Origin of the sequence: Streptomonospora mangrovi (genome assembly GCF_027604915.1) — a bacterium.
GTDB classification, from domain to species: Bacteria; Actinomycetota; Actinomycetes; order Streptosporangiales; family Streptosporangiaceae; genus Streptomonospora; species Streptomonospora mangrovi.
In genome coordinates, this window is the sequence record NZ_JAJAQC010000027.1 from 57,190 (window position 1) to 82,395 (window position 25,206).

The 25,206-nt window shown below is 74.4% G+C and carries 27 protein-coding genes; 9 read left to right on the forward strand and 18 right to left on the reverse strand.

Annotation, left to right across the window (positions count from 1 at the left end; genetic code table 11):
* Positions 1 to 68 precede the first annotated feature (68 nt).
* Entirely contained in the window at positions 69 to 440 is a 372-nt protein-coding gene (locus LG943_RS16375; RefSeq protein ID WP_270073152.1) for a helix-turn-helix domain-containing protein, read from the reverse strand.
* 649 nt (positions 441 to 1,089) lie between these two features.
* Here LG943_RS16375 and LG943_RS16380 point away from each other — a divergent pair.
* The gene (locus LG943_RS16380) at positions 1,090 to 2,004 is read left to right on the forward strand and encodes an SURF1 family protein (protein WP_270073153.1); all 915 of its coding nucleotides are present in this window, start codon (positions 1,090 to 1,092) and stop codon (positions 2,002 to 2,004) included.
* On the opposite strand, the gene LG943_RS16385 is transcribed toward LG943_RS16380, so the two are convergent.
* Together LG943_RS16385 and LG943_RS16390 are read right to left on the reverse strand one after the other, a co-directional pair.
* A complete protein-coding gene (locus LG943_RS16385; RefSeq protein ID WP_270073154.1) occupies positions 1,974 to 2,417 on the reverse strand; it encodes a DUF3817 domain-containing protein in 444 nt (147 codons plus the stop codon). The two genes, LG943_RS16380 and LG943_RS16385, sit on opposite strands and share 31 nt — an antisense overlap.
* A gap of 363 nt (positions 2,418 to 2,780) precedes the next feature.
* Positions 2,781 to 4,436, reverse strand: coding sequence for a glycosyltransferase (locus LG943_RS16390; protein ID WP_270073155.1), 1,656 nt, complete (start codon positions 4,434 to 4,436; stop codon positions 2,781 to 2,783).
* A gap of 404 nt (positions 4,437 to 4,840) precedes the next feature.
* On the opposite strand from LG943_RS16390, the gene LG943_RS16395 reads away from it, so the two are divergent.
* From LG943_RS16395 to LG943_RS16405, 3 genes are all read left to right on the forward strand, one after another.
* Positions 4,841 to 5,560: a WbqC family protein gene (locus LG943_RS16395; protein WP_270073156.1), complete on the forward strand. Its 720-nt coding sequence runs from the start codon at positions 4,841 to 4,843 to the stop codon at positions 5,558 to 5,560.
* A 233-nt stretch (positions 5,561 to 5,793) separates the two neighbouring features.
* Positions 5,794 to 6,504 carry a PIG-L deacetylase family protein gene (locus LG943_RS16400; RefSeq protein ID WP_270073157.1) on the forward strand — a complete coding sequence of 237 codons (711 nt, stop codon included), beginning with the start codon at positions 5,794 to 5,796 and terminating at the stop codon, positions 6,502 to 6,504.
* 69 nt (positions 6,505 to 6,573) lie between these two features.
* Positions 6,574 to 7,572, forward strand: a complete 999-nt coding sequence (locus LG943_RS16405) for an NAD-dependent epimerase/dehydratase family protein (RefSeq protein ID WP_270073158.1) — start codon at positions 6,574 to 6,576, stop codon at positions 7,570 to 7,572.
* 143 nt (positions 7,573 to 7,715) lie between these two features.
* Here LG943_RS16405 and LG943_RS16410 read toward each other — a convergent pair whose 3' ends face one another.
* Both LG943_RS16410 and LG943_RS16415 read right to left on the reverse strand, forming a co-directional pair.
* Positions 7,716 to 8,081, reverse strand: a complete 366-nt coding sequence (locus tag LG943_RS16410; RefSeq protein ID WP_270073159.1) for a DUF202 domain-containing protein — start codon at positions 8,079 to 8,081, stop codon at positions 7,716 to 7,718.
* Entirely contained in the window at positions 8,078 to 8,518 is a 441-nt protein-coding gene (locus tag LG943_RS16415) for a YidH family protein (RefSeq protein WP_270073160.1), read from the reverse strand. The genes LG943_RS16410 and LG943_RS16415 overlap by 4 nt, the downstream gene beginning before the upstream one ends.
* Positions 8,519 to 8,755: 237 nt before the next feature.
* On the opposite strand from LG943_RS16415, the gene trxA reads away from it, so the two are divergent.
* Positions 8,756 to 9,142, forward strand: coding sequence for a thioredoxin (gene trxA, locus LG943_RS16420; protein WP_270073161.1), 387 nt, complete (start codon positions 8,756 to 8,758; stop codon positions 9,140 to 9,142).
* 97 nt (positions 9,143 to 9,239) lie between these two features.
* Here the strand turns inward: trxA and LG943_RS16425 are convergent, their stop codons facing one another.
* Positions 9,240 to 10,070 (reverse strand): helix-turn-helix transcriptional regulator, encoded by an 831-nt coding sequence (locus LG943_RS16425; RefSeq protein WP_270073162.1) that lies wholly within the window; start codon positions 10,068 to 10,070, stop codon positions 9,240 to 9,242.
* Between the two features lie 198 nt (positions 10,071 to 10,268).
* On the opposite strand from LG943_RS16425, the gene LG943_RS16430 reads away from it, so the two are divergent.
* Complete coding sequence (locus LG943_RS16430; RefSeq protein WP_270073163.1) at positions 10,269 to 11,285, forward strand: NAD-dependent epimerase/dehydratase family protein; 1,017 nt, start codon at positions 10,269 to 10,271, stop codon at positions 11,283 to 11,285.
* Positions 11,286 to 11,363: 78 nt separating this feature from the next.
* On the opposite strand, the gene LG943_RS16435 is transcribed toward LG943_RS16430, so the two are convergent.
* From LG943_RS16435 to LG943_RS16460, 6 genes are all read right to left on the reverse strand, one after another.
* Positions 11,364 to 12,074, reverse strand: a complete 711-nt coding sequence (locus LG943_RS16435) for a spermine/spermidine synthase domain-containing protein (protein ID WP_270073164.1) — start codon at positions 12,072 to 12,074, stop codon at positions 11,364 to 11,366.
* Between the two features lie 65 nt (positions 12,075 to 12,139).
* A complete protein-coding gene (locus LG943_RS16440) occupies positions 12,140 to 12,739 on the reverse strand; it encodes a hypothetical protein (RefSeq protein ID WP_270073165.1) in 600 nt (199 codons plus the stop codon).
* Complete coding sequence (locus tag LG943_RS16445) at positions 12,736 to 15,201, reverse strand: hypothetical protein (protein WP_270073166.1); 2,466 nt, start codon at positions 15,199 to 15,201, stop codon at positions 12,736 to 12,738. Before LG943_RS16445 ends, LG943_RS16440 begins: the two co-directional genes overlap by 4 nt.
* Before the next feature lie 298 nt (positions 15,202 to 15,499).
* Positions 15,500 to 16,354, reverse strand: a complete 855-nt coding sequence (hisG, locus tag LG943_RS16450; RefSeq protein WP_270073167.1) for an ATP phosphoribosyltransferase — start codon at positions 16,352 to 16,354, stop codon at positions 15,500 to 15,502.
* Positions 16,355 to 16,439: 85 nt separating this feature from the next.
* The gene (locus LG943_RS16455) at positions 16,440 to 16,703 is read right to left on the reverse strand and encodes a phosphoribosyl-ATP diphosphatase (RefSeq protein ID WP_270073168.1); all 264 of its coding nucleotides are present in this window, start codon (positions 16,701 to 16,703) and stop codon (positions 16,440 to 16,442) included.
* A gap of 188 nt (positions 16,704 to 16,891) precedes the next feature.
* Entirely contained in the window at positions 16,892 to 17,707 is an 816-nt protein-coding gene (locus tag LG943_RS16460) for an SDR family NAD(P)-dependent oxidoreductase (RefSeq protein WP_270073194.1), read from the reverse strand.
* A 430-nt stretch (positions 17,708 to 18,137) separates the two neighbouring features.
* On the opposite strand from LG943_RS16460, the gene LG943_RS16465 reads away from it, so the two are divergent.
* The gene (locus tag LG943_RS16465; protein WP_270073169.1) at positions 18,138 to 18,833 is read left to right on the forward strand and encodes a class I SAM-dependent methyltransferase; all 696 of its coding nucleotides are present in this window, start codon (positions 18,138 to 18,140) and stop codon (positions 18,831 to 18,833) included.
* 105 nt (positions 18,834 to 18,938) lie between these two features.
* On the opposite strand, the gene LG943_RS16470 is transcribed toward LG943_RS16465, so the two are convergent.
* On the reverse strand, positions 18,939 to 19,661 hold the full coding sequence (locus LG943_RS16470) for a hypothetical protein (RefSeq protein WP_270073170.1): 723 nt from the start codon (positions 19,659 to 19,661) through the stop codon (positions 18,939 to 18,941).
* A gap of 133 nt (positions 19,662 to 19,794) precedes the next feature.
* Between LG943_RS16470 and LG943_RS16475 the strand changes: the two genes are divergently transcribed.
* The gene (locus LG943_RS16475; RefSeq protein WP_270073171.1) at positions 19,795 to 20,286 is read left to right on the forward strand and encodes a Clp protease N-terminal domain-containing protein; all 492 of its coding nucleotides are present in this window, start codon (positions 19,795 to 19,797) and stop codon (positions 20,284 to 20,286) included.
* A 75-nt stretch (positions 20,287 to 20,361) separates the two neighbouring features.
* Here LG943_RS16475 and LG943_RS16480 read toward each other — a convergent pair whose 3' ends face one another.
* The 5 genes from LG943_RS16480 to LG943_RS16500 all read right to left on the reverse strand — a co-directional run bounded on the left by LG943_RS16480 (position 20,362) and on the right by LG943_RS16500 (position 24,496).
* Entirely contained in the window at positions 20,362 to 21,039 is a 678-nt protein-coding gene (locus LG943_RS16480; protein ID WP_270073172.1) for a CatB-related O-acetyltransferase, read from the reverse strand.
* A 109-nt stretch (positions 21,040 to 21,148) separates the two neighbouring features.
* Positions 21,149 to 22,057 (reverse strand): Vgb family protein, encoded by a 909-nt coding sequence (locus LG943_RS16485; protein ID WP_270073173.1) that lies wholly within the window; start codon positions 22,055 to 22,057, stop codon positions 21,149 to 21,151.
* A 204-nt stretch (positions 22,058 to 22,261) separates the two neighbouring features.
* Positions 22,262 to 23,092 carry a class I SAM-dependent methyltransferase gene (locus tag LG943_RS16490; RefSeq protein WP_270073174.1) on the reverse strand — a complete coding sequence of 277 codons (831 nt, stop codon included), beginning with the start codon at positions 23,090 to 23,092 and terminating at the stop codon, positions 22,262 to 22,264.
* Positions 23,093 to 23,123: 31 nt separating this feature from the next.
* Entirely contained in the window at positions 23,124 to 23,594 is a 471-nt protein-coding gene (locus LG943_RS16495; protein ID WP_270073175.1) for a GNAT family N-acetyltransferase, read from the reverse strand.
* A 491-nt stretch (positions 23,595 to 24,085) separates the two neighbouring features.
* Positions 24,086 to 24,496: a VOC family protein gene (locus LG943_RS16500; protein WP_270073176.1), complete on the reverse strand. Its 411-nt coding sequence runs from the start codon at positions 24,494 to 24,496 to the stop codon at positions 24,086 to 24,088.
* A gap of 233 nt (positions 24,497 to 24,729) precedes the next feature.
* On the opposite strand from LG943_RS16500, the gene LG943_RS16505 reads away from it, so the two are divergent.
* Positions 24,730 to 25,176: a DUF1801 domain-containing protein gene (locus tag LG943_RS16505; protein ID WP_270073177.1), complete on the forward strand. Its 447-nt coding sequence runs from the start codon at positions 24,730 to 24,732 to the stop codon at positions 25,174 to 25,176.
* The last annotated feature ends 30 nt before the right edge of the window (positions 25,177 to 25,206 follow it).

Sequence of the window (25,206 nt, forward strand, 5' to 3'; positions counted from 1 at the left end):
GGCCTCCAGCCCACCGCGGCCCGAGACGCCCGCGTTCGGCCGTGGCGACCCGTCCCCGAGGCCGGTGCTCAGGCCGCCAGCGCCATGGCGCGGGGCGCGGTGCGGGGCACCGGCCCCGGGCGGCCCGCCCGCCCCGCCCCGAGCGGGGCGGGCGCGGCGGCCAGGCGCAGCCGCATGTGGAGGTCGCCGACGAGGTCGACCAACTGGAGCCCGAGGGCGCGGTACACGGCGGCCAGCACCTCGGAGGAGGGCTCCTTGCGCCCCCGCTCGATCTCGGAGAGGTAGGGCAGCGACACCTGCGCCGCCTCGGCGACGTCCTGGAGGGTCCGGCCCTGCTCCAGCCGCGCCCGCCGCAGAGCGGCGCCGACCAGGTCCCGCATCAGGGGTTCGCCCGCACCACGGGCGGGCTCGGGGCCGCCGTGTCCGCCGTCTTCGCGCATGAGGTCCTCCCGCACCGCTCGGCACACCACTGCCCCGAACTCTACGACGCCCCGCCCCACCGCACCCGCCCGCCGAAGCCGTTTCAGCGCCGGGCGTAACGGGACGGTCGGCGCCCGCGGGGACCGTGCGCGTGGCAACGGACGAACGGCTCGTCGTGGACACCGCGCGGGAGGTGGTCGCCGCCACCGGGTGGGCCGGGGCTCCCATCGCTCGCAGACCGTGATCGTTGGGGGCGGGCCGGGAGGGAACCGATCGGCTGTGGGGCTGGGCGGGGAGGTCTCTCCGGGAGGGCGTTCCGCTTGGCCGCGCCGGGCCTCACGCGGGAAAGCGCGAGGGCCGCCTCCGTGTCCCCCCTCAAAATCACGGTGGCGGCCCTCGCTGGGAACGGTCGCTGACTCCTCCCCCCTGGAGTCGCGACCTGGGAAAGGTCTGTGTTGTGGGCGGGTGGGGGTGCCGGTGGGCTTCCCTCCCGCTCTGGTTCAGAGACTACCGAGCCCCACCAGGGCGAACAACCCTCAGTCACGGCGAATTACTTAAAGTGATCACCATTTCCGGTTCTGTTGCGCCCCAAAGGGCCGGGGCGCGCCGGGGCGGGGCGGTTGCGGGGGGCCGGTGAGGGGGTGTGCGGGGCGCGCATAGCCTGGGGGGGTGCGTTCCGTGTTGGTGACCCCGCGATGGATCGGGCTGCATGTGCTGGCGGTCCTGGCCGTCGTCGTGTGCCTTGGCGCGGGCTACTGGCAGTTCGTCCGGGCCCAGGAGCCCGAGCGCGACGCCGTGACCAACCCCGTGGAGGAGTTGGCGGCGGCCCGGCCCGTGGGCGAGGTGCTGCGGCCCGGCGAGTACATGCCCGAGGCCGAGGGCAACCAGGCCGTCACCGCCACCGGGGTCTACGACGCCGACGCCCGCCTGCTGGCGCCGGCCCTCTCGCCCGAGGGCGACCGCGGCTACTACGTGATCGCGCCGCTGGTCACCGCCGACGACACCGCGCTCACCGTCAGCCTCGGCTGGATCCCCGAGTCCGCGGCCGACTCCCTCGACCGGCTGCCCGCCCCGCCCGAGGGCGAGGTCACCGTGACCGGCTGGCTGATGCCGCCCGACAAGGCCGAGGACGGCTACGTCCCCATGGAGACCCCCGAGGGCTACGCCGCCCGGATCGCGCCCTCGGTGCTGGTCAACGAGTGGCCCTACCGCTTGTACGAGGGCTATGTCATCCGCGGCGCCCAGGAGCCCGCCGACACCCCCGGCACCGCGCGACTCCGCGAGATCCCGCCGCCCGAGCCCCCGCAGGGCATCGTGTGGAACTGGCGCAACGTGAGCTACGCCGCGCAGTGGGTGGTGTTCGGCGGCGCCGTGGTGGTGTTCTGGATCTCACTGATGCGCCGCGAACTCCAGGACGCGCGCGACCGCGCCGCCGGCGGCGGACCGGGCGGCGGCGCAGGTCCCGGGGACGGCGATGGGGACGGGGACGGCGGGGACCCGCCGTCCTCCGGCACCGGGCCGGACGACGCCGACGCGGTCGGCGCGGCCGGTCCTCAGGACGCCTCGGTGGCGCGGACCTCCTGAGCGGGCGCGCCCGCCGCGGCGGTGCCGGCGCCGCCGGCCTTCCCCGTCTTTCCGGCCTTCTCCGCCTTGGTCAGCCGGTGCTCGATGATCAGCCCGGCGAAGGGGATGGTCCCGGCCAGCGCCACGCCCACGGTGCGCGCGGCGCTCCAGCGCCGCCCCAGGGCCAGCCACAGCACCACCAGCACGTAGGCCATGTAGATGTAGCCGTGCGGGATGGCCACGATCGGCATGAGCACGGAGTCGTCGCCGAAGAACGCCTCCGTGCCCGCCGGCGCCGACACCAGCGAGAACCGCGCGGTCTCGCCGATGAGGTACTTGGCGGGCATCGACACGAACGTGAGCAGGATCAGGAACACACCGGTCACGTAGGCGAGGATCCGGTACAGCAGGAACGGCAGGCGGTTGTTGTCCACGGGGACACCTCGTCGGTCGGGCGGGCGCGGCGCGGGGCGGCCCGCCGCGTCGGCGGCGCGGCGCGGGCGTCCCGGACCCCGCGCGGTGCGGGGGCCGCGCCCGGGGGTCATGGGTGGTGGAACCGGGCCGCCGGCGCGGCGCGCGGCGGGCGCCGCGCGGGTGCGGGAACGGCCCTGCTCCCGAGCCTAAACGCCGTGGTGAGCACCCGTGCCGCGGGGCGTGCCACACCGCCCCCGCGCAGGTCGGGAGGGGTGCGGCGGCCCACCGCCGCTTCTTGGGCGCCCGCCCGGGTGAAGCTCGTCCACCGGCCGTGGGGCGGGAAGAGCAGGCCCTGGCGCGGTGACTCCGGCCGCCCCGCGCCGCTACTTCTTCAGCGCCACCCGGGTGGGGCTCTTCCAGCGGCCGTCGGACTTGGCGGTCCAGGCCATCGGCAGGGTGCGCAGGGTCAGGTAGGAGTCGATGACCCGCATCGGCAGGAAGAACAGGCCGTAGACCAGGTAGCTCGGCCGGCGGCGCGCCGTGGCCAGGACGCAGGTGAGGATGTAGTCGGGCACGAACAGGCCCACGGCGATCGTGGTCAGCGGCAGGACGGCGGTGACCGCGGTGTAGGCGGCGGCGTAGGCGTCCAGCTCCAGCACGGCGCCTCCGGTGAGGGGCGGCAGTACCGCGAGGGCGCCGATGGCGAGGGTGGCCAGCAGCAGCACCGAGACGACCACCACCTCCAGGATGTAGAAGAACAGCGAGAACCAGAACAGGCTGGGCCACACCCCGTGGCGGCGCACCGTCTGCCAGAAGCCGAGGGTCCAGCGCCGCACCTGCTTGACGTAGTCGCCCAGGGTGAAGGGGTCCTGGCAGTAGGCGCGGGTGTCGGGGCTCATGGAGATCCGGCCGAGCCGCTTGTGGTGGACCTCGAAGGTCATGTTGTAGTCCTCGATCACCAGCCCCTTGGGGTTGATGTCGATCTGGCGCAGGACGCCGCTGCGGTAGACGCTGGCGAACCCCGGGACGATCGGCGCGACGCTGGTGTGCCGCCAGGTCTGGCCGTAGCGCAGGAGGTACTGGAGCAGCCAGTAGAGGCGGTCGCGGTACGCCGAAACCAGGCGTCCGATGACGGTGCGTTGCTTCGGCTTCCACTCGGCGACCACGAAACCGGCCACCGCCGCCACGGTCGGATCGCTGAGCTGCCTGCGCGCCCCGGCCACGTAGCCGGCGTCGAGTTCGGTGTCGGCGTCGAGGATGACCACTCCGTCATAGTTTTCGGTCAGCTCAAATTCCTCGATGACCGCCTCGATCGCGCCGGCCTTGCCGCGGTTGGTCAGCAGTTCCAGGACGTTCACGCCGGTCTCGGCGGCGATGTCGGCGGTGGCGTCGTGGGAGCTGTCGGAGACCACGTAGATGTCCCACCGGTTGAACAGCCGCAGTGCCGAGGTGATGGCGGAGTCGATGACCGGTTCCTCGTTGTGGGCGGGGATCACCACGGCGAGCGAGATCTGGTCGGGGTCGGTGCGCCGGCGGCCCGCGCCGCCACCGGTCCCGCCCGCGTTGCCGCCCCCGGAAGGCGCGAGCGGCAGCGGCGCGGTGTCGGCGGTGGGGTCGGCGTAGGCATCGGCAGGGGGGTCGGCCGGTCCGCCCGGCGCCGCGATCCCCGCCGCCCCGGCGCCGCCGGCGCCGTGGAGGGCGGCGGCCCCGGCGGCGGCGTGCGCGCGCACCGGTGCGCGCCGGGCCCCGGCGCCCTCGGCCGGGCGCCCGCCCCCGCCGCGCGCGGAGTGCGCCGGGGCCCGGGCCGGCGTCCGGCGCGAGATGAGGGCGCGCACGGAGTCGTCGCCCAGCCGGACCAGGCCGACCACGCTCCAGGCCAGCAGGTTGGCGCCGAAGGCCACCACCAGCAGCAGCGGCATGGGGGAGTTCGCGCCGCCGGAGTCGAGCACGAACCCGATCCACTGCACGAAAAGGGTCACCGCCAGGGCCAGGGCGATCGCGGCCGCCAGCCAGCTTCCGATGAAACGGGCGGTACGCACGGGGGTCCTCCTGTGAGGGGGTTTCGGGCCGACGCTAATCGGCTGCGGCTACAGCGCTCGCTATTACGTGACGTTTCCGCTATGCCGGGAGTTGACAGAACTCGGCGACCTAACCAGGCCACCCGAATCGTTTGCATGGACTTGCCAAGCGGGGGCGCCGTTGATGCAATACCGGGAGGAGCCGGTACTACCCCCTCACGTACGTAGTTTCTTCGTATTCCTCGGGCCTTTCAACCGCTGCGCGCGAACCGGGCCGTCCCCGACCGGATCCGCGGCGCGACCACAACAGAACCCCACCGTCACCCCAGGCGGTCCGGCCCACCCTGCGAGCAGGGCCGACGCCGCGGAATCCGCACGCACGACCGCCACCTTCCGTGCCGGTCCCGCCCCGGAGAGGAACCGCAGTGCGCGTCGCCATGCACCAGCCGCACTACCTGCCCTGGCTCGGCCTCATCGACAAGGCCGATCGCAGCGACCTGTTCGTCGTTCTCGACCACGTGCAATACGAGCGCCGGGGGTGGCAGAACCGCAACTACGTCGCCGCCAAGAACGGTCCCGTCCTGCTCACCGTTCCGGTAATACACGGCACCCGGGACGCACGAATACTGGACAAAACCATCAACAACGAACAACCGTGGCGAGAAAAGCACCGAAGAACGCTTGACGAACACTGCTACCGGGGCGCCCCATTCTGGACACGGTTCCGCGAGGGCATTCTGCGCCCCTACACCGCCGAATGGGACCGCCTGGCCGACCTCGCCATGGCCACCACCCGCTTCGCCCTCGACGCCTTCGGAATCCGCACCCCGGTCGTGCTGTCGAGCGAACTCGGCGAGTTCCCCGGCCACAAGAGCGAACTGCTCGCCCAGATCGCCGCGAAGGTGGGGGCCACCACCATGCTCTCCGGCGACGGCGCCCGCGGCTACGTCGACACCGACGTCTTCCGCCGCCACGGCGTCGCGGTGGAGTGGCAGGACTTCCGCCACCCCCGCTATCCCCAGCACAACCGCGCCGGCGCCGACTTCCTGCCGCGCATGGCCGCCCTGGACCTGCTGGTCAACGTCGGCCCGGTGGCCGGCCTGCGGCTGCTGCGCGAAGCCCGCGCCGCCTCCGGCAGCGGCTAGCGCCCCGGCGCCGCCGCGCCGGCCCGCGCCCCGCACCCGGCCGGCCGCACCCGCCGCGCCCCCGGCGCCCCGCCGCCGCTGCCGCCACCGCACTCCGTGCCCTCATCCGCACCGTGCCCTCATCCGCACCGTGCCCTCATCCGCACCCCGCATCCCGCACCCGCCGGGGCCGGCGCGACCGCGTCGCGCCGTGCCCGTTTCCGTGTCCCCCAACGCGAAAAGGACGCCGCTTCATGTTCGACTGGTCCCAGCAGCGCCTCCTGGTCATCGCCCCCCACCCCGACGACGAGACCCTCGGCTGCGGCGGTCTCATGCACAAGGCCAAGGCCGCCGGCGCCCAGGTCTACGTCCAGTTCCTCACCGTCGGCGACACCGCCGACGTCTCCGCCAAGGGGTTCTCCACCGCCACCGAGCGCGTGGCCGAGGTCAAGGAGGTCGCCGACTACTTCCGCTGGGACGACTGGCACATCGCCTACCCCGGCGACGAGTTCCACCTGCGGCTGGACGCGCTGCCCCGGTTCGAGTTGGCCAACACCATCGAGAAGGCCAGCCCGATCTCCATCGCCGCCGTCGAGCCCACCGTGGTGCTCGCCCCGCACCGCACCAGCTACAACCAGGACCACCAGGCCGCCGCCGAGGCGGTGCTCACCGCCCTGCGACCCTCGAACGCCGGGCGCCGCCACCACCCCGGCCTGGTGCTGGCCTACGAGGAGGCCGCCGACCAGTGGCGCGACCAGGCCGTGTGCGCCCCCAACGCGCTGGTGGAGCTGACCGAGGCCGACGTCGAGGCCAAGCTCGCCGGCATGCGCCTCTACGGCAGCCAGGTCCACGATCACCCGCACACGCGGTCGGAGCTGACACTGCGCAGCCTGGCCGTGCTGCGCGGGATGCAGGGCGGGGTCGCCTTCGCCGAGGGCTACCACGCGATGCGCTGGCTGACCTGAGCCCCGTTCCGGGTCGCCACCCCGCCCACCAGCACATCCATGCAGCACCCTTCAGGAGGGGAAGTCACGTTGAAGGCCGTTGTGACCGGCGGAGCCGGATTCATCGGGTCGCACCTGTGCGACCACCTGATCGCCCAGGGGCACGAGGTCATCGCCCTGGACGACCTCTCGACCGGGTCCGAGTCCAACCTCGAACAGCTCAGCGGTAATCCCAAGTTCGAACTGGTGAAGGGCTCCATCCTCGACAAGGCGCTGGTCGGCGCGGTCGTGGCCGAGGCCGACACCGTCTTCCACCTCGCCGCCGCCGTCGGCGTCCACACCATTGTGGACAAGCCGCTGGAGTCGCTGCGGGTCAACCTGCACGGCACCGAGAACGTGGTCGAGGCGGCCGTGCGCCGCGGCGCGCGCTACCTGGTGGCCTCCACCAGCGAGGTCTACGGCAAGAACGACGCCGACGGCCTCACCGAGGACGCCGACCGCGTCCTCGGCTCGGCGCTGAAGAGCCGGTGGTCCTATGCCGCCGCCAAGGGCCTGGACGAACTCGTCGCCTACGTCCACGGCGGCGACTCCGGCCTGCCGTGCGTGATCACCCGCTTCTTCAACATCGTCGGCCCCCGCCAGACCGGCCGCTACGGCATGGTGGTGCCCCGGTTCGTGGAGCAGGCGCTGAACGGTGAGCCGATCACCGTCCACGGCGAGGGCACCCAGCGGCGCTGCTTCGGCTCGGTCTTCGACGTCGTTCCGGCGCTGCCGCTGCTGCTGGACACCCCGGCCGCCCACAACCGGGCGGTCAACCTCGGCGGCCTGGAGGAGGTCTCCATCGTGGAGCTGGCCGCGCGGGTGATCGCCCTGACCGGCTCCACCAGCGAACTGCGGTTCGTGCCCTACGAGGAGGCGTACGGCGAGGGGTATGAGGACATGCGCCGCCGCATGCCCGACACCTCGCTGGCGGCCGAGCTGATCGGGTACGCGCCCACGCGCCGCCTCGACGACATCATCCTGTCCATCGTGGAGCACCACCGCGCCGGAGCGGGCGACCTGCCCGCCCCACGCGCCGCCGTCGCCTGACGCCGACGCCATCGGGCCGGACTCCCGCTGTCCGGCCCCCTGCCGGGACCGCCGCTCTTCCACCTCTGCGCCCCGGAGAGCGGCCGCCCGGCCCGCGCGCCCGCGCCCCCTGATCCGGGACCACCCCTGGCCGGGGCCCGGTTCTAGGCCAGGACCGCCCCGGCGGCCACCACCAGCGCCAGCGCGGCCGTGGCGGCGCTCAGCAGCACCAGCGCCCAGGGCCGGGCCACCGGCGCGGGCGGGTTGCCCGTGGCGTCGTCGTGCAGGCCGTGCGCCGTGGCCCGCCAGCGCCGCCGCAGGTGCGCGATGAGGACCCCCACCGCCGCGACCACCGCCAGCACGGCGGCCAGCCGGTACAGCGGGTCCACGCCGCCGCCCGCCGCCGGGTCCTCGAACGGGTCGCGCAGGTAGAGCAGGGCCACGGCGACGAACACGATGACCGTGCGCTGCCAGGCGAGCAGGGTGCGCTCGGGCTGGAGCCCGGAGTCGCGCGGGCCGGGGTGGCTCATGACCAGTAGTTCCCCAGCAGCACCGCCGCGCAGACCAGCGCGACCCCGACGGCGGTGATCACCGGCAGCGCGCTCATCGGCAGCGGCTGGTCGCGCCGCATGGCCTTCTGCACGCGGATCCAGCGCAGCGGCGCGTAGACGGTGATGACCACCGCGAGCCCGGTGAGGGAGAACCCCACCGCCAGCCTCACCCCCGTGTGCCAGTCCAGCGGCACCAGGTGCAGCACCGCGACGGCGCCGGCGATCAGCGCGAGCGCGGTGCGGATCCAGGCGAGGAAGGTGCGCTCGTTGGCCAGCGTGAAGCGGTAGTCGGGCTCGGAGCCGGGCGGGCCGCCGGAGTCGGCGCCGGCTGCCCGGTCTGCCCGGTCGGTCCCGTCGGCGTGCCGCGTGTGGTCTGCGATGTCGGGTGCTCCTTCGGTGGTGGGCCGGCCGGCCATCCCGTCCTCCCCCGCTGGTAAGCCGTGCTGTCCCTTCCGACAGTAGTGACGTCCGCGAATTCCTCCCAAACAGGTAGCAACCAGGGGATTTGTCGGGAAACCGGTCCGGGCGGGGAGCGGCGCCTGGTAGACAGGCCCGACGAGCGGCGTTCGCTGCCCGCGCGATGCTTGCGGAATGATTTCGCGGGCACGACCGCTCTAGGAGGAAAAAGCAGCCGACCCGTCACAGGAGACTTCGTGCCCACCATCGAACTCACCAAGGACAACTTCAACGACACGCTGAGCCAGAACGACTTCGTCCTCATCGACTTCTGGGCGTCCTGGTGCGGTCCGTGCCGGCAGTTCGCCCCGGTCTACGAGCAGGCTTCGGAGAAGCACGGCGATCTCCTGTTCGCCAAGGTCGACACCGAGGACCAGCAGGAGCTGGCCGCCAGCTTCGACATCCAGTCGATCCCGACCCTGATGGTCGTGCGCGACGAGATCGTCATCTACGCCCAGCCCGGCGCGCTGCCCCAGGAGAGCCTGGAGGACCTGATCCGCCAGGCCCGCGAGCTGGACATGGACGAGGTCCGCAAGGAGATCGCCAAGCAGCAGAGCGGAGCGGAGGGCCCGGCGGCCGAGTGACCGTCCCCACGAACCCCGCGAGGGGCGCGCCGGTTCCGGCGCGCCCCTCGTGCGTTCCGCCCGTCCCGCCCGGCCGGCCGGGCGGGACGGTGCCCGCTCAGCGGGGCGGGGTCATCTGCTGGATGCCGATGGCGGCCAGCAGGTCCAGCTTGCCGCGGGAGTCCTCGTCGCGCGGGGAGTCCACCACCAGGCGCAGGTCCGTGCCCTGGGTGGTGAGCACGTTGGACTCCACGTCGATGTTCCCCACGTCCGGGTGCACCACGGTCTTGTGCGTGCCCTCGTGGCCGCCCACCGCCCTGCGCTCCCACAGCTCCCGGAACCGCTGACCCCGGCTCAACCGGGCCACCAGCGCCCTGACGTCGGGGTCGCGGGGGTAGCGGCTGGTGGTGGCGCGCAGGTCGGCGACCAGCGACTCCTCGAACCCGTCCCGCTGGGCGGGGGTCTGGCGCATCCGGGTGGCCTGGTTCTCGAACTGGAAGAGCAGCGCGTTGCGCTCGTCCTCGCGCCAGCGCGTGGGATCGCCGAAGACCGCCGCGAACAGCGGGTTCCAGTGCAGCATCTGCCAGGCGGCGTCGCACACCGCCACCGGGCTGTCGGCGAGCCGCTCCACGATCCGGTGCACGCTGCCGGGCACCAGGCGCGGGACGCGGTCGGGGTCCTCGGCGTGGCCGGCCAGGCGCAGCAGGTGGGCCTGCTCGTCGTCGGACAGCCGCAGCGCGCGGGCGAGCGCCGAGCACACCTGCGCCGAGGGGGCGGTGGCCCGGCCCTGCTCCAGGCGCACCACGTACTCGGCGGAGATCCCGGCAAGCTGCGCGAGTTCGCCCCGCCGCAGGCCGGCGACCCGGCGCGGGGAATGGTGCGGCAGCCCGACGGCGGCGGGGTCGAGCCGGTCCCGCCACGCCCGCAGCGCCACCCCGAGTTCGTTCACGGAATCCATCCTCCCCCACGCCCGGCGGCCGTGCGTGGTACCGGCTGTACCAGGAAGACCGGTGTCTTCTCCGGGCCGCGCGCCGGGCGCACCATCGGAGCCACACCCGGTGGCACGGGGGAGCACGCGCTCCCCCTACGCACCGGATCCGACCCACGAGTGCCGTCCGGCGGCGATCCGACGGCAAGGGGAGCTGGCATGGACGTCTTCCTCACCGGCGGCAGCGGTTTCGTCGGACAGCACATCATCACCCGGCTGCTCGCCGACGGCCACGCCGTGCGGGCGCTGGCCCGCAGCCCCGAGGCCGCGCGGCGCGTGGAGCGGGCCGGGGCCACGCCCGTGCGCGGCGACCTCGCCGACCTGGTCGACCCCGCCGGCGCGCCCGCCGGGGGTGCGCGGCCGGCGCGGGACTGGCTCGCCGCCCTGGACGGGAGCGAGGCGGTGATCCACGCGGCCGCCCGCATGGCGTTCTGGGGACCCGACGCCGGCTTCGAGCGCGACAACCACCGGCCGACCGTCGCCCTGTTCACCGCCGCCTCCGCCGCCGGCGTCAAGCGGTTCGTGCTCATCAGCGCCGCCGCCGTGTCGACCGACGGGCGCCCCCGGCCCGTGGTCGTGGACGAGACCACGCCGACCGGCCGGCCGATGATCGCCTACGGCCGGGTCAAGCTGACGACCGAGCGGGCGCTGGCGCGCACCCCCACCCCCGGGATGGCGCTGGTCACCCTGCGCCCCCCGTTCATCTGGGGCAGCGGCATGACGACCCTGCGCGAGACGGCGGAGTCGGCCGCCGACGGCGGGTTCGCCTGGATCGACGACGGGCGCCACGTCATGGACTTCGTCCACGTCGAGAACCTCGCGACCGCGACGGCGGCCGCCCTGGACCGGGGCCGAGACCGGGGCGTGTACTACGTCACCGACGGCGCCCCGCTGCCGATCCGGGACTTCTTCACCCCGGTGCTGGGCGCCATGGGCGCCGACGTCAGCGACGCGCGCAGCTTCCCGCTGGCCGTGGCCGCGCCCCTCGCCGGCGTCCTGGACCTCACCTGGCGGCTGCTGCGCCGCCCCACCCCGCCGCCGCTGTACAACTGGCTGGTCGCGATCATGGGGCGCGACCGCACCTACGACATCACCCGCGCCCGCACCGAGCTGGGCTACCGGCCGCAGGTGACGTTCTCCGCCGGCGTGGAGGGGCTGCGGGTGCCCGTGCGGTAGCCGCCGCGCCGGTCCCGCCCCCGCCCGGCCTTTCGCTCCCCGCGTCTGGCGTCCCGTCCCGGCGCGCGGGCGCGGCCCTCACGCGGGGTCGGCACCCGCCGGGGCGGGGTCGGCGCGCACCAGGTAGACCACGTCGGGCTCGCCCCGGCGGGCCGGGACCTCGATGGCCTCGACCGCGCCGAACCGCTCGCGCAGCAGATCGGCGAACGCGGGCGCCCGCATGGCGCTCCAGAACGCCAGGGCGCCCCCGGGCCGCAGCAGGGCGCGCAGCCGCTCCAGGGCCTCGGGCCGGTAGAGCCGGGCGTTGCCCTCGGTGACCGTCCAGTCGGGGCCGTTGTCGATGTCCAGGCAGACGGCGTCGAAGCGCGGTCCGCCGGCCGCCGCCGCGCGCGCCGTCCAGGCCACCAGGTCGGCGCACACCACCTCGCAGCGGGGGTCGGCCAGCGGGTGGCCGGAGGCCGCGCCCAGCGGGCCGCGGTGCCACTCCACGATCGCGGGTTCGAGTTCGACCACCCGCACGTGCGCCACGCGGGGGTCGTCCAGCGCCTCGCGCGCGGAGAACCCCACCCCCAGGCCGCCGATGAGCACCGCGACCCCGGAGCGGTCGGCGGGCAGCCCGGCCAGGCAGGCGCGCACCATCTCGCGCTCGGAGGCGCCGTCGCGGGTGTCCATCAGGAACACCCCGTTGTCGATGATCTCCAGATGGGCGCCCACCCGCCGCAGCACGAGGTCGCCCCCGGTCTCGCCGGTCACCCGCCCGATCACCTCGGCGATCGCGTCCCGCGCCACCGCTGCCCCCTCGCCGCCCGCCCGGTCCCGTCTCCGTTCGGCCCCATTCTCGCGGGTGCGCGGTACTACGGTGTCGGCCCCCGGCCGCCGGTGCGGCCGTGCTGGTCGGGGCGGGCCGGGCGCAGGGGCGGGCGGGGCGTGCGCTCCCGCCGACGCTCGGCGTAGGCGGCGTCCAGCGCCCGCAGTGTGGCCGGCTCCAGGTCGGGGAGCCGGGGCGGCAGCGCCCGGTACTCGGGCGGCCGGCGCTTCTTCACCCCCGAGGCGCCCACCTGGTAGTAGCCCTGCGTGGAGTGGAAGCCGTCGCCCCGCTCGTACATCAGCAGCAGCGGCTCGAACGGGTCGGGCAGGTCGGCCGGGCGGCGGCCGGCGGCCTCAAGCGCCCGGAAGTGCAGCGCGTTCAGGCACGTGTCGCGCACCAGGGCGCTCTGGTCGGCGGGCACCGCCGCCCGCACCCGCTCCACCAGGGCGGGGTCGGCGCGCACGGCGGGGTCGAGCGCCGCGGCGAAGTCGCCGAACAGCCCGGCGTCGGGCACCCGCTCCTGCCAGTGCGCCGCGCGCCGCAGGTACTCCTCCAGCAGGGCGGTCTGCGACCCCTGCCGGGCCGGGTCGTGCCGGAAGGTGAACCCGGCGACCCGGTCGGCGAGCGCGGTTACCGGATCACTCACTTCTTGCCCAACTCCCTCAGGACGTGGTCGACGTAGTCGTCGATGTTCGACAGGTCGTCGTTCAACTCGAAGTTTGGACGGCGGATTCCGATGCGGTCGATGATCGTCCACATGTCGCCGTGCTCGCCGAAGGCGAGGTCGTGCGCGCCGAAGTGCTGCGGGCCGGCCGCCGGGTACTCCCGGTGGTCGTAGTAGCCGGGGTGGGTGGAGCGGAAGGGGATGCCGTTCTCCATCAGTCCGCTCTCCGCGCCCTCGTGCATGATGAGCCGCCGGAACCTCAGGGCGTCGTCTTCGGACAGGGGGCCGTCGGTGGCGCCCCGCCACAGGTCGGCGATGTGGTTGAGCGGGCTGAAGAGCCCCACCCGGTGGTTGTTGGGGTCGGTGGCCACCACGTGCTCGCGGAAGAACAGGTGCTGCTTGACCCGGTCGAGCAGGCCCTGGTCGATGCCGGTGTTCTGGCTGATCTGCGCGGTGTCGCCCTCGGCCGCGCGGATCTCCTGGTAGCCGCGCAGGGCGTTGAGGGAGTCCGGCTCCTGCACGTAGACCCGGCCCTGGTCGTCGTAGTAGTAGCCGTTGCTGTCGGTGTAGCCCACCCGCACGTGCTGGGCGTGGTCGTCGTAGAAGCCGCGGTCGGCGCGGTCCCCGACGGGCGGCTTGTACGTGTCCTCCAGGGGCGGGTCGTCCACGGGATCGGGGCGCGGGGCGTCCTCGCCCGAAGGGGGAGCGGAGTCGCCGGAGTCGGCGCCGTCGGAGTCGAAGGCCGGGCCGGGCCCCTCGCTGCCGCCCAGGCGCGGGCGGGGCCGCTCGTAGGGCGCGGTGTCGTCCTGGTCGCCCGGGCCGTCGGAGTCGTCGTCGCCGCGCGAGGTGTCGGGGTCGGCGCCGGTGTCGATCGGGTCGGTGTCGACGGGGTCGGTGTCGGGCGTGTCGGTGTCGCCCAGCGGGGTGGGCCGGTCGCCCGGCGCGGTGTCGGGGTCGGGCGTGGTGTCGAGGCCGGGGGAGTCGTCCAGGCCGCCGCGCGGCGGCGGGCCGGTGGTCTCGACCGGGGTGGTGGTGCCGGAGCCGGTGGTGTCGGCCGGGGTGTCGAAGTCGCCGGTCAGGCGCGAAGGGGTGTCGACGTCGAGCGCCGGGGTGGTGTCGGGCGCGTCGTAGGTGCTGTTCAGCGCCGTGGGCTGGAAGCCGCCCTGCGGCGAGGTGCCGCCGCCCCCGGGGATGTCGTTGCCCGCCGGGTCCACCGGGCTGGTGCGGTCGGCGAAGCCGGCGGCGTCGTCCAGGGCGTTGTCGAGGCCGTCCAGGCGGGACGGGTCGATCTCCAGGCCGTCCAGGGCTTCCTGGAGGCCGGTGGTGGAGGGGCGGTCGCCGAGCCCGTCCAGGCCGGGCATGGAGTCGGCGTCGATGCGCGAGGGGGTGTCGGGGCTGTCGGTGTCGGGGGCGTCGGGGTTGTCGCCCCCGCCGCCGACGGCGCGGGATCCGCGCGCCAGCCCCTTGAAGACACCCGCCCCGCCCAGGAACATGCTGCCGACGTTCAGCGCGCTCTGCGTGATCACATAGCCCGGCCGGTCGCCCCACTCCCGCCAGGGCACGATGGCGTGGGCGAACTCCGTCCACCCGCTGGAGAAGTTGCCCCACCACTCGCCGAAGGACCCCACGCCCCAGCCGTTCTCGCCGTAGACGCCGACCAGGCTGCCCAGGCCGGCCAGCGTGTCGCCCCAGTTGTCCTTGAGGTTGTTGCCCCACTCGCTCCAGGAGCTGACGCCCCAGCCGTCCTCGCCGTACAGACCCACCATCGCGCCCAGGTCCTCGGCGATGCCCACACCGAAGTCCGCCACACCGTTCCACACGTCCTCATACCAGGGCGCGTCATACTGCTGCGGCGTCGCCCAGGGCGTCTCGACGTTCTCGGGGACCTCGGTGTAGCCGTACGCCTGCTGGTTGCGCCCCAGGCCGGTCTCGCCGCCGGGGTCGGTGGCCACGAACGTGGTGCCGCCGAAGTGCCGGGTGATCTCGTTGGCGCAGTCGCGTTCCGCGGCCATGTAGTCGTTGAGGGCCGCGAGCACGTCGTTGTTCAGGTTGTTGTGCCGGTTGACCTTGTCCTCGTCCTCGCGCCAGTCGTCGTCGCCGTCGATCTCGTCGCGGAACTCCTGGGCGTCGGCCTTCAAGGTCTCCAGACGGCCCTTGATCTCCTCGGCGCGGTCGGCGAAGGTCAGCAGCGCACCGCCCACCACCGCGACGGCGGTGTTGAACTCGTCGCCCTGGGTCGGCACCTGGTTGAGGGCCGACAGCAGCACGCCCGACTCCGGCGCGATGTAGATGCCGTCGAGCCGGTCCCACTCGCTCTTGATGTCGTTGCCGACACCCTGGATCTCGGTGCCGTCGTTCTTCAGCGCGTCGCCGGCGGTCCGCAGGTCCTCCGGGTTGACCCGGGGGATCGGGATCGCACTGGGATCGATGACTCCGTCGCTCAACGCAGCACCACCATGGCTCGGTCGGGTCGGCACGCGGGCAGCGCGGGGCGGGGCGGCTGCCTACCGCTGGGTTGGACCACGGCGGCGCGCGGACGGTTCCCCTCGGGGAGGTGCGGGCGCACCGGATCCGTGCGGGGGCGCGGGGTCCGCCTTCCATGATGCTGCCGCGGCGGCGCGCGCACGAGCGTTTTACGCGGCCGGAACCGGACGGCGCGCGGCATACCGGGCGGCGCTCAGCGGACGGCGCGCCGGGCGGGGGCCGGGGCGCGCCCGCGTCGGGCGCACCCCGGCCGATCGCCTACAGCCGGCAGGCGTAGATGTCGGTGACGAGGATGGCGCGGGCGCCCAGCTCCCACAAATCGTCCATGATCCGCTGGGCCGTGGCGCGCGGCACCATGGCGCGCACCGCCACCCAGCCCTCGCGGTGCAGTGGCGAGACGGTGGGGCCCTCCATGCCGGGGGTCAGGGCGACCGCGTCGTCCAGCTTCTCGGCGTGGACGTCGTAGTCCATCATCACGTAGTCGCGGGCGACCAGGACGCCGCGCAGGCGGCGCAGCAGTTGCTCGATCTTGGGGTCCTCGGCGGCGCCGGTGCGGCGGATCACCACCGCCTCGGAGGTCAGGATGGGCTCGCCGAACAGCTCCAGGCCGGCGTTGCGCAGCGTGGTGCCGGTGGAGACCACGTCGGCCACGGCGTCGGCCACGCCCAACTGGATGGAGCTTTCGACGGCGCCGTCGAGGTGGATGATGCGCGCGTCGATCCCGCGCTCGGCCAGGTAGCGCTCCAGCAGCCCCTCGAAGGAGGTGGCGATGCGCTTGCCGCGCAGGTCCTCGACCGTCATTGCGGCGCCGTCGCGCGCCGCGAAGCGGAAGGTGGAGCCGCCGAACCCCAGCGGCAGCACCTCCTCGACCGGCGCGCCGGAGTCCAGGAGCATGTCGCGGCCGGTGATCCCGGCCTGGAGGATCCCCTCGCCGACGTAGACGGCGATGTCCTTGGGTCGCAGGAAGAAGAACTCGGTGTCGTTGTCGGGGTCGACCAGCACGAGGTCGCGGGAGTCCTTGCGCTGGCGGTAGCCGGCCTCGCGCAGCATGGCGCTGGCGGGCTCGGCGAGCTGGCCCTTGTTGGGCACGGCGATTCGGAGCATGTCGGGCATGGGTGCACAGTCCTCGGAGTGTCGTGGCTGCGGACGCGGACGTCGGCGGAGCCGGTGCCGGAGCGCGGGCGGGCGCCCGGACCGGCTACAGATGCCGGTAGACGTCCTCCAGGCGCAGCCCGCGCGCCAGCATCAGGACCTGGAGGTGGTACAGGAGCTGGGAGATCTCCTCGGCGGCGGAGTCGTCGGACTCGTACTCGGCGGCCATCCAGACCTCGGCGGCCTCTTCGACGACCTTCTTTCCGATGGCGTGGACGCCGGCGTCCAGGGCCGCGACCGTGCCCGAGCCCTCGGGACGGGAGCGCGCCTTCTCGGACAGCTCGGCGAACAGCTCATCGAAGGTCTTCATGGTCACTTTCCTCGGGCCTGGCGTGCCCTACCAGGGTAGGCCCGAGCGGCACCCGCTCGCGCCCCGCGCCGCGCGAACAGCCGGTGACGCGCGGGCCGCCGGGCGGGGACGGCCCGCGCGCAGGGGGTTGGGGCCGGGACGCGGAGAGGGCTCGGACGGGAGGGGCCGGTCGGGGATTCGGTCGCGGGTCAGTCCAGCTCGCGCAGCACCCGCTTGGCGCCGGCCCGGCGCGCCACCGTCCGGTAGAGGCCGCGCGGCACCAGGCGCAGCAGCCGGTCGGCGGCGCCGTAGACCGGGCCGGGCACCACCACCGCCCGTCCGGCGGCCCACCCGCGCAGCGCCTCCAGCACCACCCGGTCCTTGGGCACGAACGCGGGCTCGGGCAGCCGCCCGCTGTCCTGGAGGCTCCGGGTCATGTCGGTGCGCACGAACCCCGGCAGCACCGCCGTCACGTGCACCCCGTGCGGGGCGGCCTCCAGTGCCACGCTCTGGCTCCAGGAGGTGAGGAACGCCTTGCTCGCGGCGTAGACCGAGGACCCGGGCGCGGCGGTGAGCTGCCCGGCCATGGACGAGACGTTGATCACTCCCAGCGGCGGGACGCGGCCCGCGCCGCCGCGGCGGCGGGCGAGCTGCACCGGCAGCACCGCGCGCGCCAGGCGCAGTTGCGCCCGCACGTTGAGGTCGAGGATGGCCTCGACCTCCGCCACGTCCTGCCCGGCGAAGTCACCGCCACCGCCGTGGCCCGCGTTGTTGACCAGCAGGTCCACGGGCGCGTCGCCGCCCGAGCCGTCGGCGCGCAGCCGCTCCTCCACGTGCGCCAGGCCGGCGGGGTCGGCGAGGTCGGCGGGCAGCGCGGCGGCGCCCACGGCGAACCGCTCCGCCAGCTCGGCGGCCAGCGCCTCCACGCGTTCGGCGCGCCGCGCCACCAGGACGAGGTCGTAACCGCGTTCGGCGAGCCGGCGCGCGAACTCCTCGCCGATGCCCGACGACGCGCCGGTGACCAGCGCGGTGCGCCGGTGCCGCCCGCCGGGCCGGTCGCCGCCCGCCGCGCGGCCGGTGTGCTCGGTGCCGGACCCGGTGCCGGTGTCGGCTCTGTGCTCGGACCGGTTCTCGGACTCACTCACGAAAAACCCCACTTCCCCGTGCCTTTTCCGCGCCGCGCGGCCCGCGCCGCGCGACCTGGCGGCCTGCCCGCCTGGACCTGGTGGCCCGGACCCACTCTCCCCGAACCCGGTGGCCCGGCCGACCCGCCGCGCGGCGGCGGGGGCGCCGGGGCGGTCGGCGGCGCGGTCGCCCGACGGTGCTCCTGTCCGCTTCCGTATGACCGGGAACGCCCGCCTCATCACGCGCCCACGGCGGCGGACCGTAGTGTTCCACGCCACACACCCGTGCCGCTAACCGGGCGCTTAGCACCGCAGGCACTACGGTTTGGGCATGGCAGCGCCACAGAAACCCCCGCAGCCCGCCGGTCTCGACTCCCATCTGCGCGACGCCGGGCTGTTCATCCGTCAGGCAATCCGCACGTTCCGCGCCACGGGGGCGGTCGCTCCCAGCAGCCCCGCGCTGGCGCACCGGCTGGCCCGGTTCCTCGACGAGCGCGACGACCCCGCCGCGCCCCTGACCGTCATGGAGGCGGGCGCGGGCACCGGCGCGGTGTCCCGCGCCATCGCCTCCCACATGCGGCCCGGCGACACCCTCGACCTGGTCGAGACCAATCCGGAGTTCACCGGCCACCTGGCCGAACTCCTGGTCGTCGACCCCGAGTTGTCGCGCGTGGCCGACCGGGTGACCGTGCACCAGATGCCGGTGACCGACATGGGGCCCGACCGGCGGTACGACGTCATCGTCTCCGGACTGCCCTTCGCGAACTTCACCGCCGAAGAGGTCCGCGAGATCATGGAGTACTACTTCTCCGTGCTGCGTCCGGGCGGGCACCTGTCGTTCTTCGGCTACCTCTACACCAAGGAGGTCAAGGCGGTCATCGCGCCGCGCGCCGACTACCTGCGGCAGGCGCGGTCGAGCTGGGTCGTGGAGGAGTGGGTGAACCGCTACGGGATCGGCACCGAGCGCGTGCTGGCCAACATCCCGCCCGCGTGGATCCACCACCTGCGGAAACCGGCCGAGGACTAGCCAGACCGCGCGGCCTTGCGTCCGCGCGTCCGCCCGCCTTTCGTCCACCCGGCCCCGGAGCGCCACGGCCCTCCGGGGCCGCCGCCGTTCGGGGGCCGGGTGGATCTAGTGCACCCGCTCGGCGCACTCGGCGGGGCGGAGCACCGTACCGGGGGGAGCCTCGGCCACGCCCACGAGGCGCAGGCAGGCGTCGGCGGACTCCTCCGTCGGCGGGTACTCCACCGTCACGGCGCACACCGGTCCCTCGGACCCGACCTCCGCCCGGGTCCCGGCCGCCGGGGGCGCTCCGGCCAGCGGGCCGAACGCGATCAGCCGGTCTGGCTCGGCGAAGGACTCGGCGACCTCGAACCGCCAGTGCGCGGCGGCCTCCTCCAGCAGTTCCCGGCCGCCCGCGCCGAGCGCGCGCAGGTGGTCGCCCCGGGCGCGCACCAGGTCGGCGACCGCGCAGCACAGCGGCGTGCCGCCGACGCGGGTGAACCCGGCCACGGGATCCCAGGTCAAGAACGCGCCGAGCACCTCAAGGGCGGCGTCGCGGGCCGCCGGGAGGGTGTCGGGGGCTTGGGCGGTCTCCAGCAGGAACGGGGCGGCGGCGACCGCCGGGGGGAAGACGGCGCGCATGTGCCCGTGCAGCACACAGGTGTTCTCCAGCCGCGTCAGGGCGTCGGCCGCCTGCGTCCGGGTGCGTGCGGCGGCCAGCGCCCGGAGCGGCGCGACGGGATCGGGCAGCCGCCGGCCGCGCGGCGGCCCGGCAGCGGCCCAGGAGGTGGTGGGGACCTCCGGCGCGGGGATGGCCGCCCAGTCGACGGCGGCGATCGGGTCGATCGGCATCTGCGGATCCTCGCACGCGCGGGCGCGCTCGGGGGGCGCGGTCCGCCGAGGTCGTCAACTAAAGTTGACATACCCAGTGGCGTCAACATAAGTTGACAGCCATAGGGACACCCGACCCCCCGGAGGTAGTGACATGTTCGAGCGATTCGCCAAGGACGCCCGGCTGGCCGTCGTCTCCGCTCAGGAGGAGGCCCGTTCGCTGGGCCACGGCCGCATCGGCGCCGCGCACCTGGTGCTGGGGCTGCTGGCCGAGGACAGGGGGCCTGCGGCCCGCGCCCTGGCCGAGCACGGTGCGGACCTCGCCGCCCTGCGCGACACCGTCCGGCGCACCGCCGCCGACGGGGCCGCCGGGGCCGGGGCCGCGTCGCGGCCCCGGCGCGGGCTGTTCGGCCGCCTGGCGCGGGGCGCGGGGCACATCCCGTTCACCCGTCCGGCCAAGCGCTCGCTGGAGGAGTCGCTGCGCGTCGCCCTGGACCGGGGCGACACCGCGATCTCCGGCGGCCACGTGCTGCTGGGCGTCCTGCGCGCCGGCGACCCCGGCGCCCTGCGGGCGCTCACCGACGCGGGCGTGGCGCCCGCCGACCTGCGCGGCACCACCGAGCGGCTGCTCGGGGAGGCCGCCTGAGGCCGGGGCGGCCGGTCCGCGCCCGGCGGTCCCGACCGGCCGGCCAGGCGTCCGACCGGCCGACCGGCCGTGCGGCTACCGTTCGTCGGCCGCCGCGTGCCCGACACCGGCGCCGGCGGCGATCTCGGCCAGGCGCTCGGGCGTGCCGGTCATGATGTCGGCCGCGTGGCGGGTGATCAGCTCCACCGGCCAGTCCCACCAGGCCACGCGGCGCAGCAGGTCCACCTCCTGCGGCTCGTAGCGGACCCGGATGGGCTTGGCCGGGTTGCCGCCCACGGTCGTGTAGGGCGCCACGTCGCCGGTGACCACGCTGTAGGCCCCCACGACCGCGCCGTCGCCGATGGTGACGCCGGGCAGCACCGCCGCCTCGCGGCCGATCCACACGTCGTTGCCGACCACGGTGTCGCCCTTGGTCGGCAGCGCCAGGAACGCCTCCAGCGTGTTGTCGCTCCACTCGCCGCCGAACATGGTGAACGGGAAGGTGGACGGACCGGCCATCGGGTGGGTGCCGCCGGGCATCACGAACCGCACGCCGGGGCCGATCGCGCAGAACCGGCCGATGACCAGCCGCTGGGGGCCGTAGTTGTAGAGGACGTTGGCGCGCTCGAAGGGTTCGCGGCGGCCCTCGTCGTCGTAGTAGGTGAACTCCCCGATCTCGACGAACTCCGAGGTCACCTGGTTGCGCAGGAAGACCACGTTGTCCAGGTCCGGGCGGGTGGTGGGGTGCAGGCGGGCGGGGTCGGGCGCGGGCACAGTGCTCCTCAAGGCGTGGGGCGGCCGGGCGCGTCCGGGCGGACGTATCCGCTGAGACGCACCCGGTCGGGCGGACGGTCGGTCGGGTGTCAGTCGTCGGGCGGCGGCCTCAGGCGGGCAGCAGGCGCGCGACCGCGCCCGTCTCCAGGGCCGCGTACACGGCGCCGTCCGGCCCCGCCGCGATCCCGTGCGGCTCGGACGCGGGCGAGGGCAGCGCGTAGCCGGTCATGGTGCCGTCCGGGGTGATGCGGCCGACGCGGTTGGCGCCCCACTCGGTGAACCAGCACGCCCCGCCCGGTCCGGCGGCGATGGCGTGCGGGCGGGCGGCGCGGTCGGCCAGCGGGAACTCGGTGACCTCGCCGTCCACGGTGATCCGCCCGACCTGGCCCGCGCCGATCTCCACGAACCACAGGGCGCCGTCGGCACCGGCGGTGATACCGACCGGCGCGGCCCCCTCGGTGGGCAGCGGGTGGACGCTCGTCGCGCCCTCGGGGGTGATCCGGCCGATGGCGTTGGCCTGGTTGAGCGTGAACCACAGGGCGCCGTCGGCGCCGGCGGCGATCATCGACGGCATGGGCGCGTCCCCCGCCGCCGGCGGGAACTCGGTGATGTCGCCGTCCACGGTGATGCGGCCGATGCGCCCGCCGGTGAGCAGGGTGAACCACAGCGCGCCGTCCGGCCCGGCGGTGATGCCGAACGGGCCGCCGCCGGAGCCGGGCAGGGCGAAGACCGCGAGGTCGCCGCCGGGGCGCAGCCGGCCGATGGCGTCGGACTCGTTGAGAGTGAACCACAGCGCCCCGTCGGGTCCGGCGGTGATGACGCTGGGCCGCGTGCCCGGACCCATCGCGTAGCGCTCGACCGTGCCCGCGGGCTCCACCCGGGCGATCTCGCCGGAGTGCACGAGGGTCACCCACAGCGCGCCGTCCGGCCCGGCGGTGATGCCGTAGGGACCGTCTTCGGGGCCGGCGACGGGGATCTCGGTGATCTCGGCCGCCTGGCCGGGCGCGGTGTCGGGCATGCGGGTCTCCTACGGGTCAGGACGGAACGGGACGGAGCGCATGGTCAGGGCGGCGGCGACCCTAGCGGTGACCTGGGTTCGAGCACAACGCAATATCCGCACCGGCGTGGCGGGAGCGGGTTCGGCGCCCACCGGGCGGCCCCGGGGACGGGGCGGCACGGCGCGCCCGCACGCGGACGGCGGTGGCGGCGGGCGGCGGCGGGGTCAGGGCTTGTCGGCCGCGAACACGGCGGTGCCCGGCATCAGCCGGCCGCGCAGCGGGCTCCAGCCGCCCCACACCCGGTCGTGCCCGGCGGGCCACTCCGGCTCGACCAGGTCGCGCAGCACCAGGCCGGCGGCCGTGACGGCGCGCACCCAGTCGCCGACCGTGCGGTGGTGCTCCACGTACACGGCGCGGCCCGCGTCGTCCTCCTCCACGTAGGCGCGCCGGTCGAAGTAGGAGTGCTCGACGGTCAGCCCGCGCTCGGTGGGGTCGTCGGCGAAGCACCAGCGCAGCGGGTGGCTGACGGAGAACACCAGCCGCCCGCCGGGCCGCAGCACGCGCGCGGCCTCGGCGAGGGCCGCCGCCGCGTCGGGCACGAACGGGAAGCCGCCGTAGGCCGAGCAGACCGCGTCGAAGGACCCCGCCGCGAACGGCAGCCGCTGCGCGTCGGCCTCGACGGCGGGCACCCGCACGCCCGTCTCCTCGTCAAGGCGCCGGGCGTGCTGGAGTTGGCGGTGCGAGACGTCGATCCCCACCACCTCGCCCACGCCCTGGGCGCGCAGCCAGCGGGAGCACTGCGCGGCCCCGCAGCCGATCTCCAGCACGCGGGCGCCGCGCAGCCGCTCCAGCGGGCCGAGCAGGCCCGCGTCGGCCTCGTCCAGGCCCTCGGGGCCCCACACGAAGCCCGCGTCGCGCAGGAAGCCGCCGTGCTCGGCCTGGTAGTCGTCGGCGGCCCGCTCCCACCACACGCGGCTGGCGCGGGCGCTCTCGTCGGCGCCCGCCGGTCGGCGCGCCACGCGCTCGGCGGCTCCGGCGTCCACGTCGTCGCTCATGGCCGCCATCCTGCCAGGCGGCGCGGCCGGATCAGCGGGACCGGGTGAGCAGCGGGTCGGGGTTGTCGACGAACCCGAGGTCGCGGTAGATCCCGTCGCCCTCGGGGGTGGCGGTGAGGTTCACCCGCTCCACGCCCAGTCCGTCGAACCAGGCCAGCAGTTCGGCCATGATCGCCCGCGCGTGGCCGCGCCGCCGGTGGGCGGGGTCGGTGACCAGCCCGAAGACCATGCCGACCCGGCCGTCGGGGTTGTGCGGCATGGGCAGCCGCTGGTCGACCACGCCCATCCCGCAGGCGGCCAGCCGACCGGCGTCGGCGTCGACCACGGCGATCCGCATGGTGTCGCGGAACAGTTGCTCGGCGATGGACTCGGCGCAGCGCTCGCGCCAGGCGTCGCCCTCGGGCGGCGGCCCCCACCCGCTATCGGGCCGTTCGGCGAACAGCGCGCGCAGCCGCACCAGTTCCGGGATGTCGGCGGCGACCGCCGATCGAACGTCGACCACGAGGACTCCTCTGGGTGATGCCCGCGACCGCCCCCGGGGGCGGAGCGGCACGGGCAGTGGACGATCCGACCCTAAAGGGGGCGGCGGCGCCCCCGCACCCGGAAGGCGACGGGCTGTGCGCCGCCGCCGGTCGCGCCCGGGGAGACCTGTCCGCCATCGCGCCTCGTCGGAAAGACCGGCGGCCTTTTCCCAAGAAAAGGGAAGGAACACCAAACGGCCGATCACGGGTGATCGGCGTCCGGCGCTGTGGCCGCGTGCTCCGCATTCCATCGGGACACGCGCGTTATTCGCTTCTCGTGGGCGAAAACCCCGCGCAACCGACCGGAAAGTGCGGGGGAAAACGGACGTGCCGCGACTTCCCGCACGCGGTACCGCGAAAAGGAGCCCGCTGTGGATGTGGCGGGCGGGCCGCCCGGACCGCTGCGCACCGGTCCGGGGCGGCCGTGGCCGCGCCGGGCGCACGCCTTCGGCGGCGGCCCGGCCCCCTTCGCTCAGGTGAGCTGGTTGATGCGGACGAGGTTGCCCGCCGGGTCGCGGAAGGCGCAGTCGCGCACGCCGTAGGGCTGGTCGGTGGGCTCGTGCACCACCGTGGCGCCGGCGGCTTCGACCCGCTTGAACAGGCCGTCGAGGTCGTCGGTGCCCAGGGTGATCGCGGCGAACACGCCCTTGGAGACCAGTTCCATGATGCTGCGGCGGTCGTCCTCGGTGAGGTCCGGGCCGGCGGTCGGCGGTTGCAGCACGATGGACGTCTCGGGCTGGCCGACCGGGCCCACGGTGATCCAGCGCATGTCCTCGTAACCGACGTCGTTGCGGACCTCGAATCCGAGGGTGTCGCGGTAAAAGGCGAGCGCGGCCTCGGCGTCGGTGTGCGGAAGGAAGGTGTAGTGAATGGTCGTCTTCATGTCCCCAACGCTAGGCGCAGCCCCGCGAGTGCGCTTCTTGATTCCTGACCACCTCCACCGCGAGGCGGCAAAAGTGCGGCCACCGGATCCGGCGCCGTTTTCGGTCAGGAGTCGGTCAGGAATCGAGAAGCGCCCGCGTTCTTGGCGCGGTTACGGTGTCGAGGACTCCCACCGGATGCCGGACGAGGGTGAAAGCAGCGGGGAGAACCACCACCACGGGGAAAGGAGCCGCGATGCCGCAGGGATTCTCCGAGCAGGAGCGCGCCGCCATGAAGGAGCGCGCGGCGGAGCTGAAGAAGGAGGCGGCCCGCCCACGCGGCGGCAAGGCCGCGGCCGACGAGCTGGACGTGCTCGCCAAGATCGCCGAGATGGAGCAGCCCGACCGCGCGGTGGCCGAGCGCCTCCACGCCATCGTCACCGCGACCGCGCCGGAGCTGGCGCCCAAGCTCTGGTACGGGCAGCCCGCCTACGCCCGCAAGGGCAAGGTGGTGTGCTTCTTCCGCAGCGGCCGGGTGGACAAGGAGCGCTACTCGTCGTTCGGGTTCACCACCGAGGCGGGCCTGGACGACCCCAGCGGCCTGTGGCCCACCGCCTACGCGGTGACCGAGCTGACGCCGGAGGCCGAGGAGGCGATCACCGCCCTGGTCAAGCGGGCCGTGGGCACCGGCGCCGGTTCCTGACGGCCCGGCACGGGCGTCGGACCGTACCGC

Bases quoted from the DNA above. Each gene is read 5' to 3' on its own strand.
- LG943_RS16490 (WP_270073174.1), bottom strand. From the start codon at position 23,092: ATGAGCGACGACGTGGACGCCGGAGCCGCCGAGCGCGTGGCGCGCCGA.
- LG943_RS16470 (WP_270073170.1), bottom strand. From the start codon at position 19,661: ATGCCGATCGACCCGATCGCCGCCGTCGACTGGGCGGCCATCCCCGCG.
- LG943_RS16475 (WP_270073171.1), top strand. From the start codon at position 19,795: ATGTTCGAGCGATTCGCCAAGGACGCCCGGCTGGCCGTCGTCTCCGCT.
- hisG (WP_270073167.1), bottom strand. From the start codon at position 16,354: ATGCCCGACATGCTCCGAATCGCCGTGCCCAACAAGGGCCAGCTCGCC.
- LG943_RS16505 (WP_270073177.1), top strand. From the start codon at position 24,730: ATGCCGCAGGGATTCTCCGAGCAGGAGCGCGCCGCCATGAAGGAGCGC.
- LG943_RS16375 (WP_270073152.1), bottom strand. From the start codon at position 440: ATGCGCGAAGACGGCGGACACGGCGGCCCCGAGCCCGCCCGTGGTGCG.
- LG943_RS16485 (WP_270073173.1), bottom strand. From the start codon at position 22,057: ATGCCCGACACCGCGCCCGGCCAGGCGGCCGAGATCACCGAGATCCCC.
- LG943_RS16500 (WP_270073176.1), bottom strand. From the start codon at position 24,496: ATGAAGACGACCATTCACTACACCTTCCTTCCGCACACCGACGCCGAG.
- LG943_RS16465 (WP_270073169.1), top strand. From the start codon at position 18,138: ATGGCAGCGCCACAGAAACCCCCGCAGCCCGCCGGTCTCGACTCCCAT.
- LG943_RS16415 (WP_270073160.1), bottom strand. From the start codon at position 8,518: ATGGCCGGCCGGCCCACCACCGAAGGAGCACCCGACATCGCAGACCAC.
- LG943_RS16455 (WP_270073168.1), bottom strand. From the start codon at position 16,703: ATGAAGACCTTCGATGAGCTGTTCGCCGAGCTGTCCGAGAAGGCGCGC.
- LG943_RS16410 (WP_270073159.1), bottom strand. From the start codon at position 8,081: ATGAGCCACCCCGGCCCGCGCGACTCCGGGCTCCAGCCCGAGCGCACC.
- LG943_RS16400 (WP_270073157.1), top strand. From the start codon at position 5,794: ATGTTCGACTGGTCCCAGCAGCGCCTCCTGGTCATCGCCCCCCACCCC.
- LG943_RS16430 (WP_270073163.1), top strand. From the start codon at position 10,269: ATGGACGTCTTCCTCACCGGCGGCAGCGGTTTCGTCGGACAGCACATC.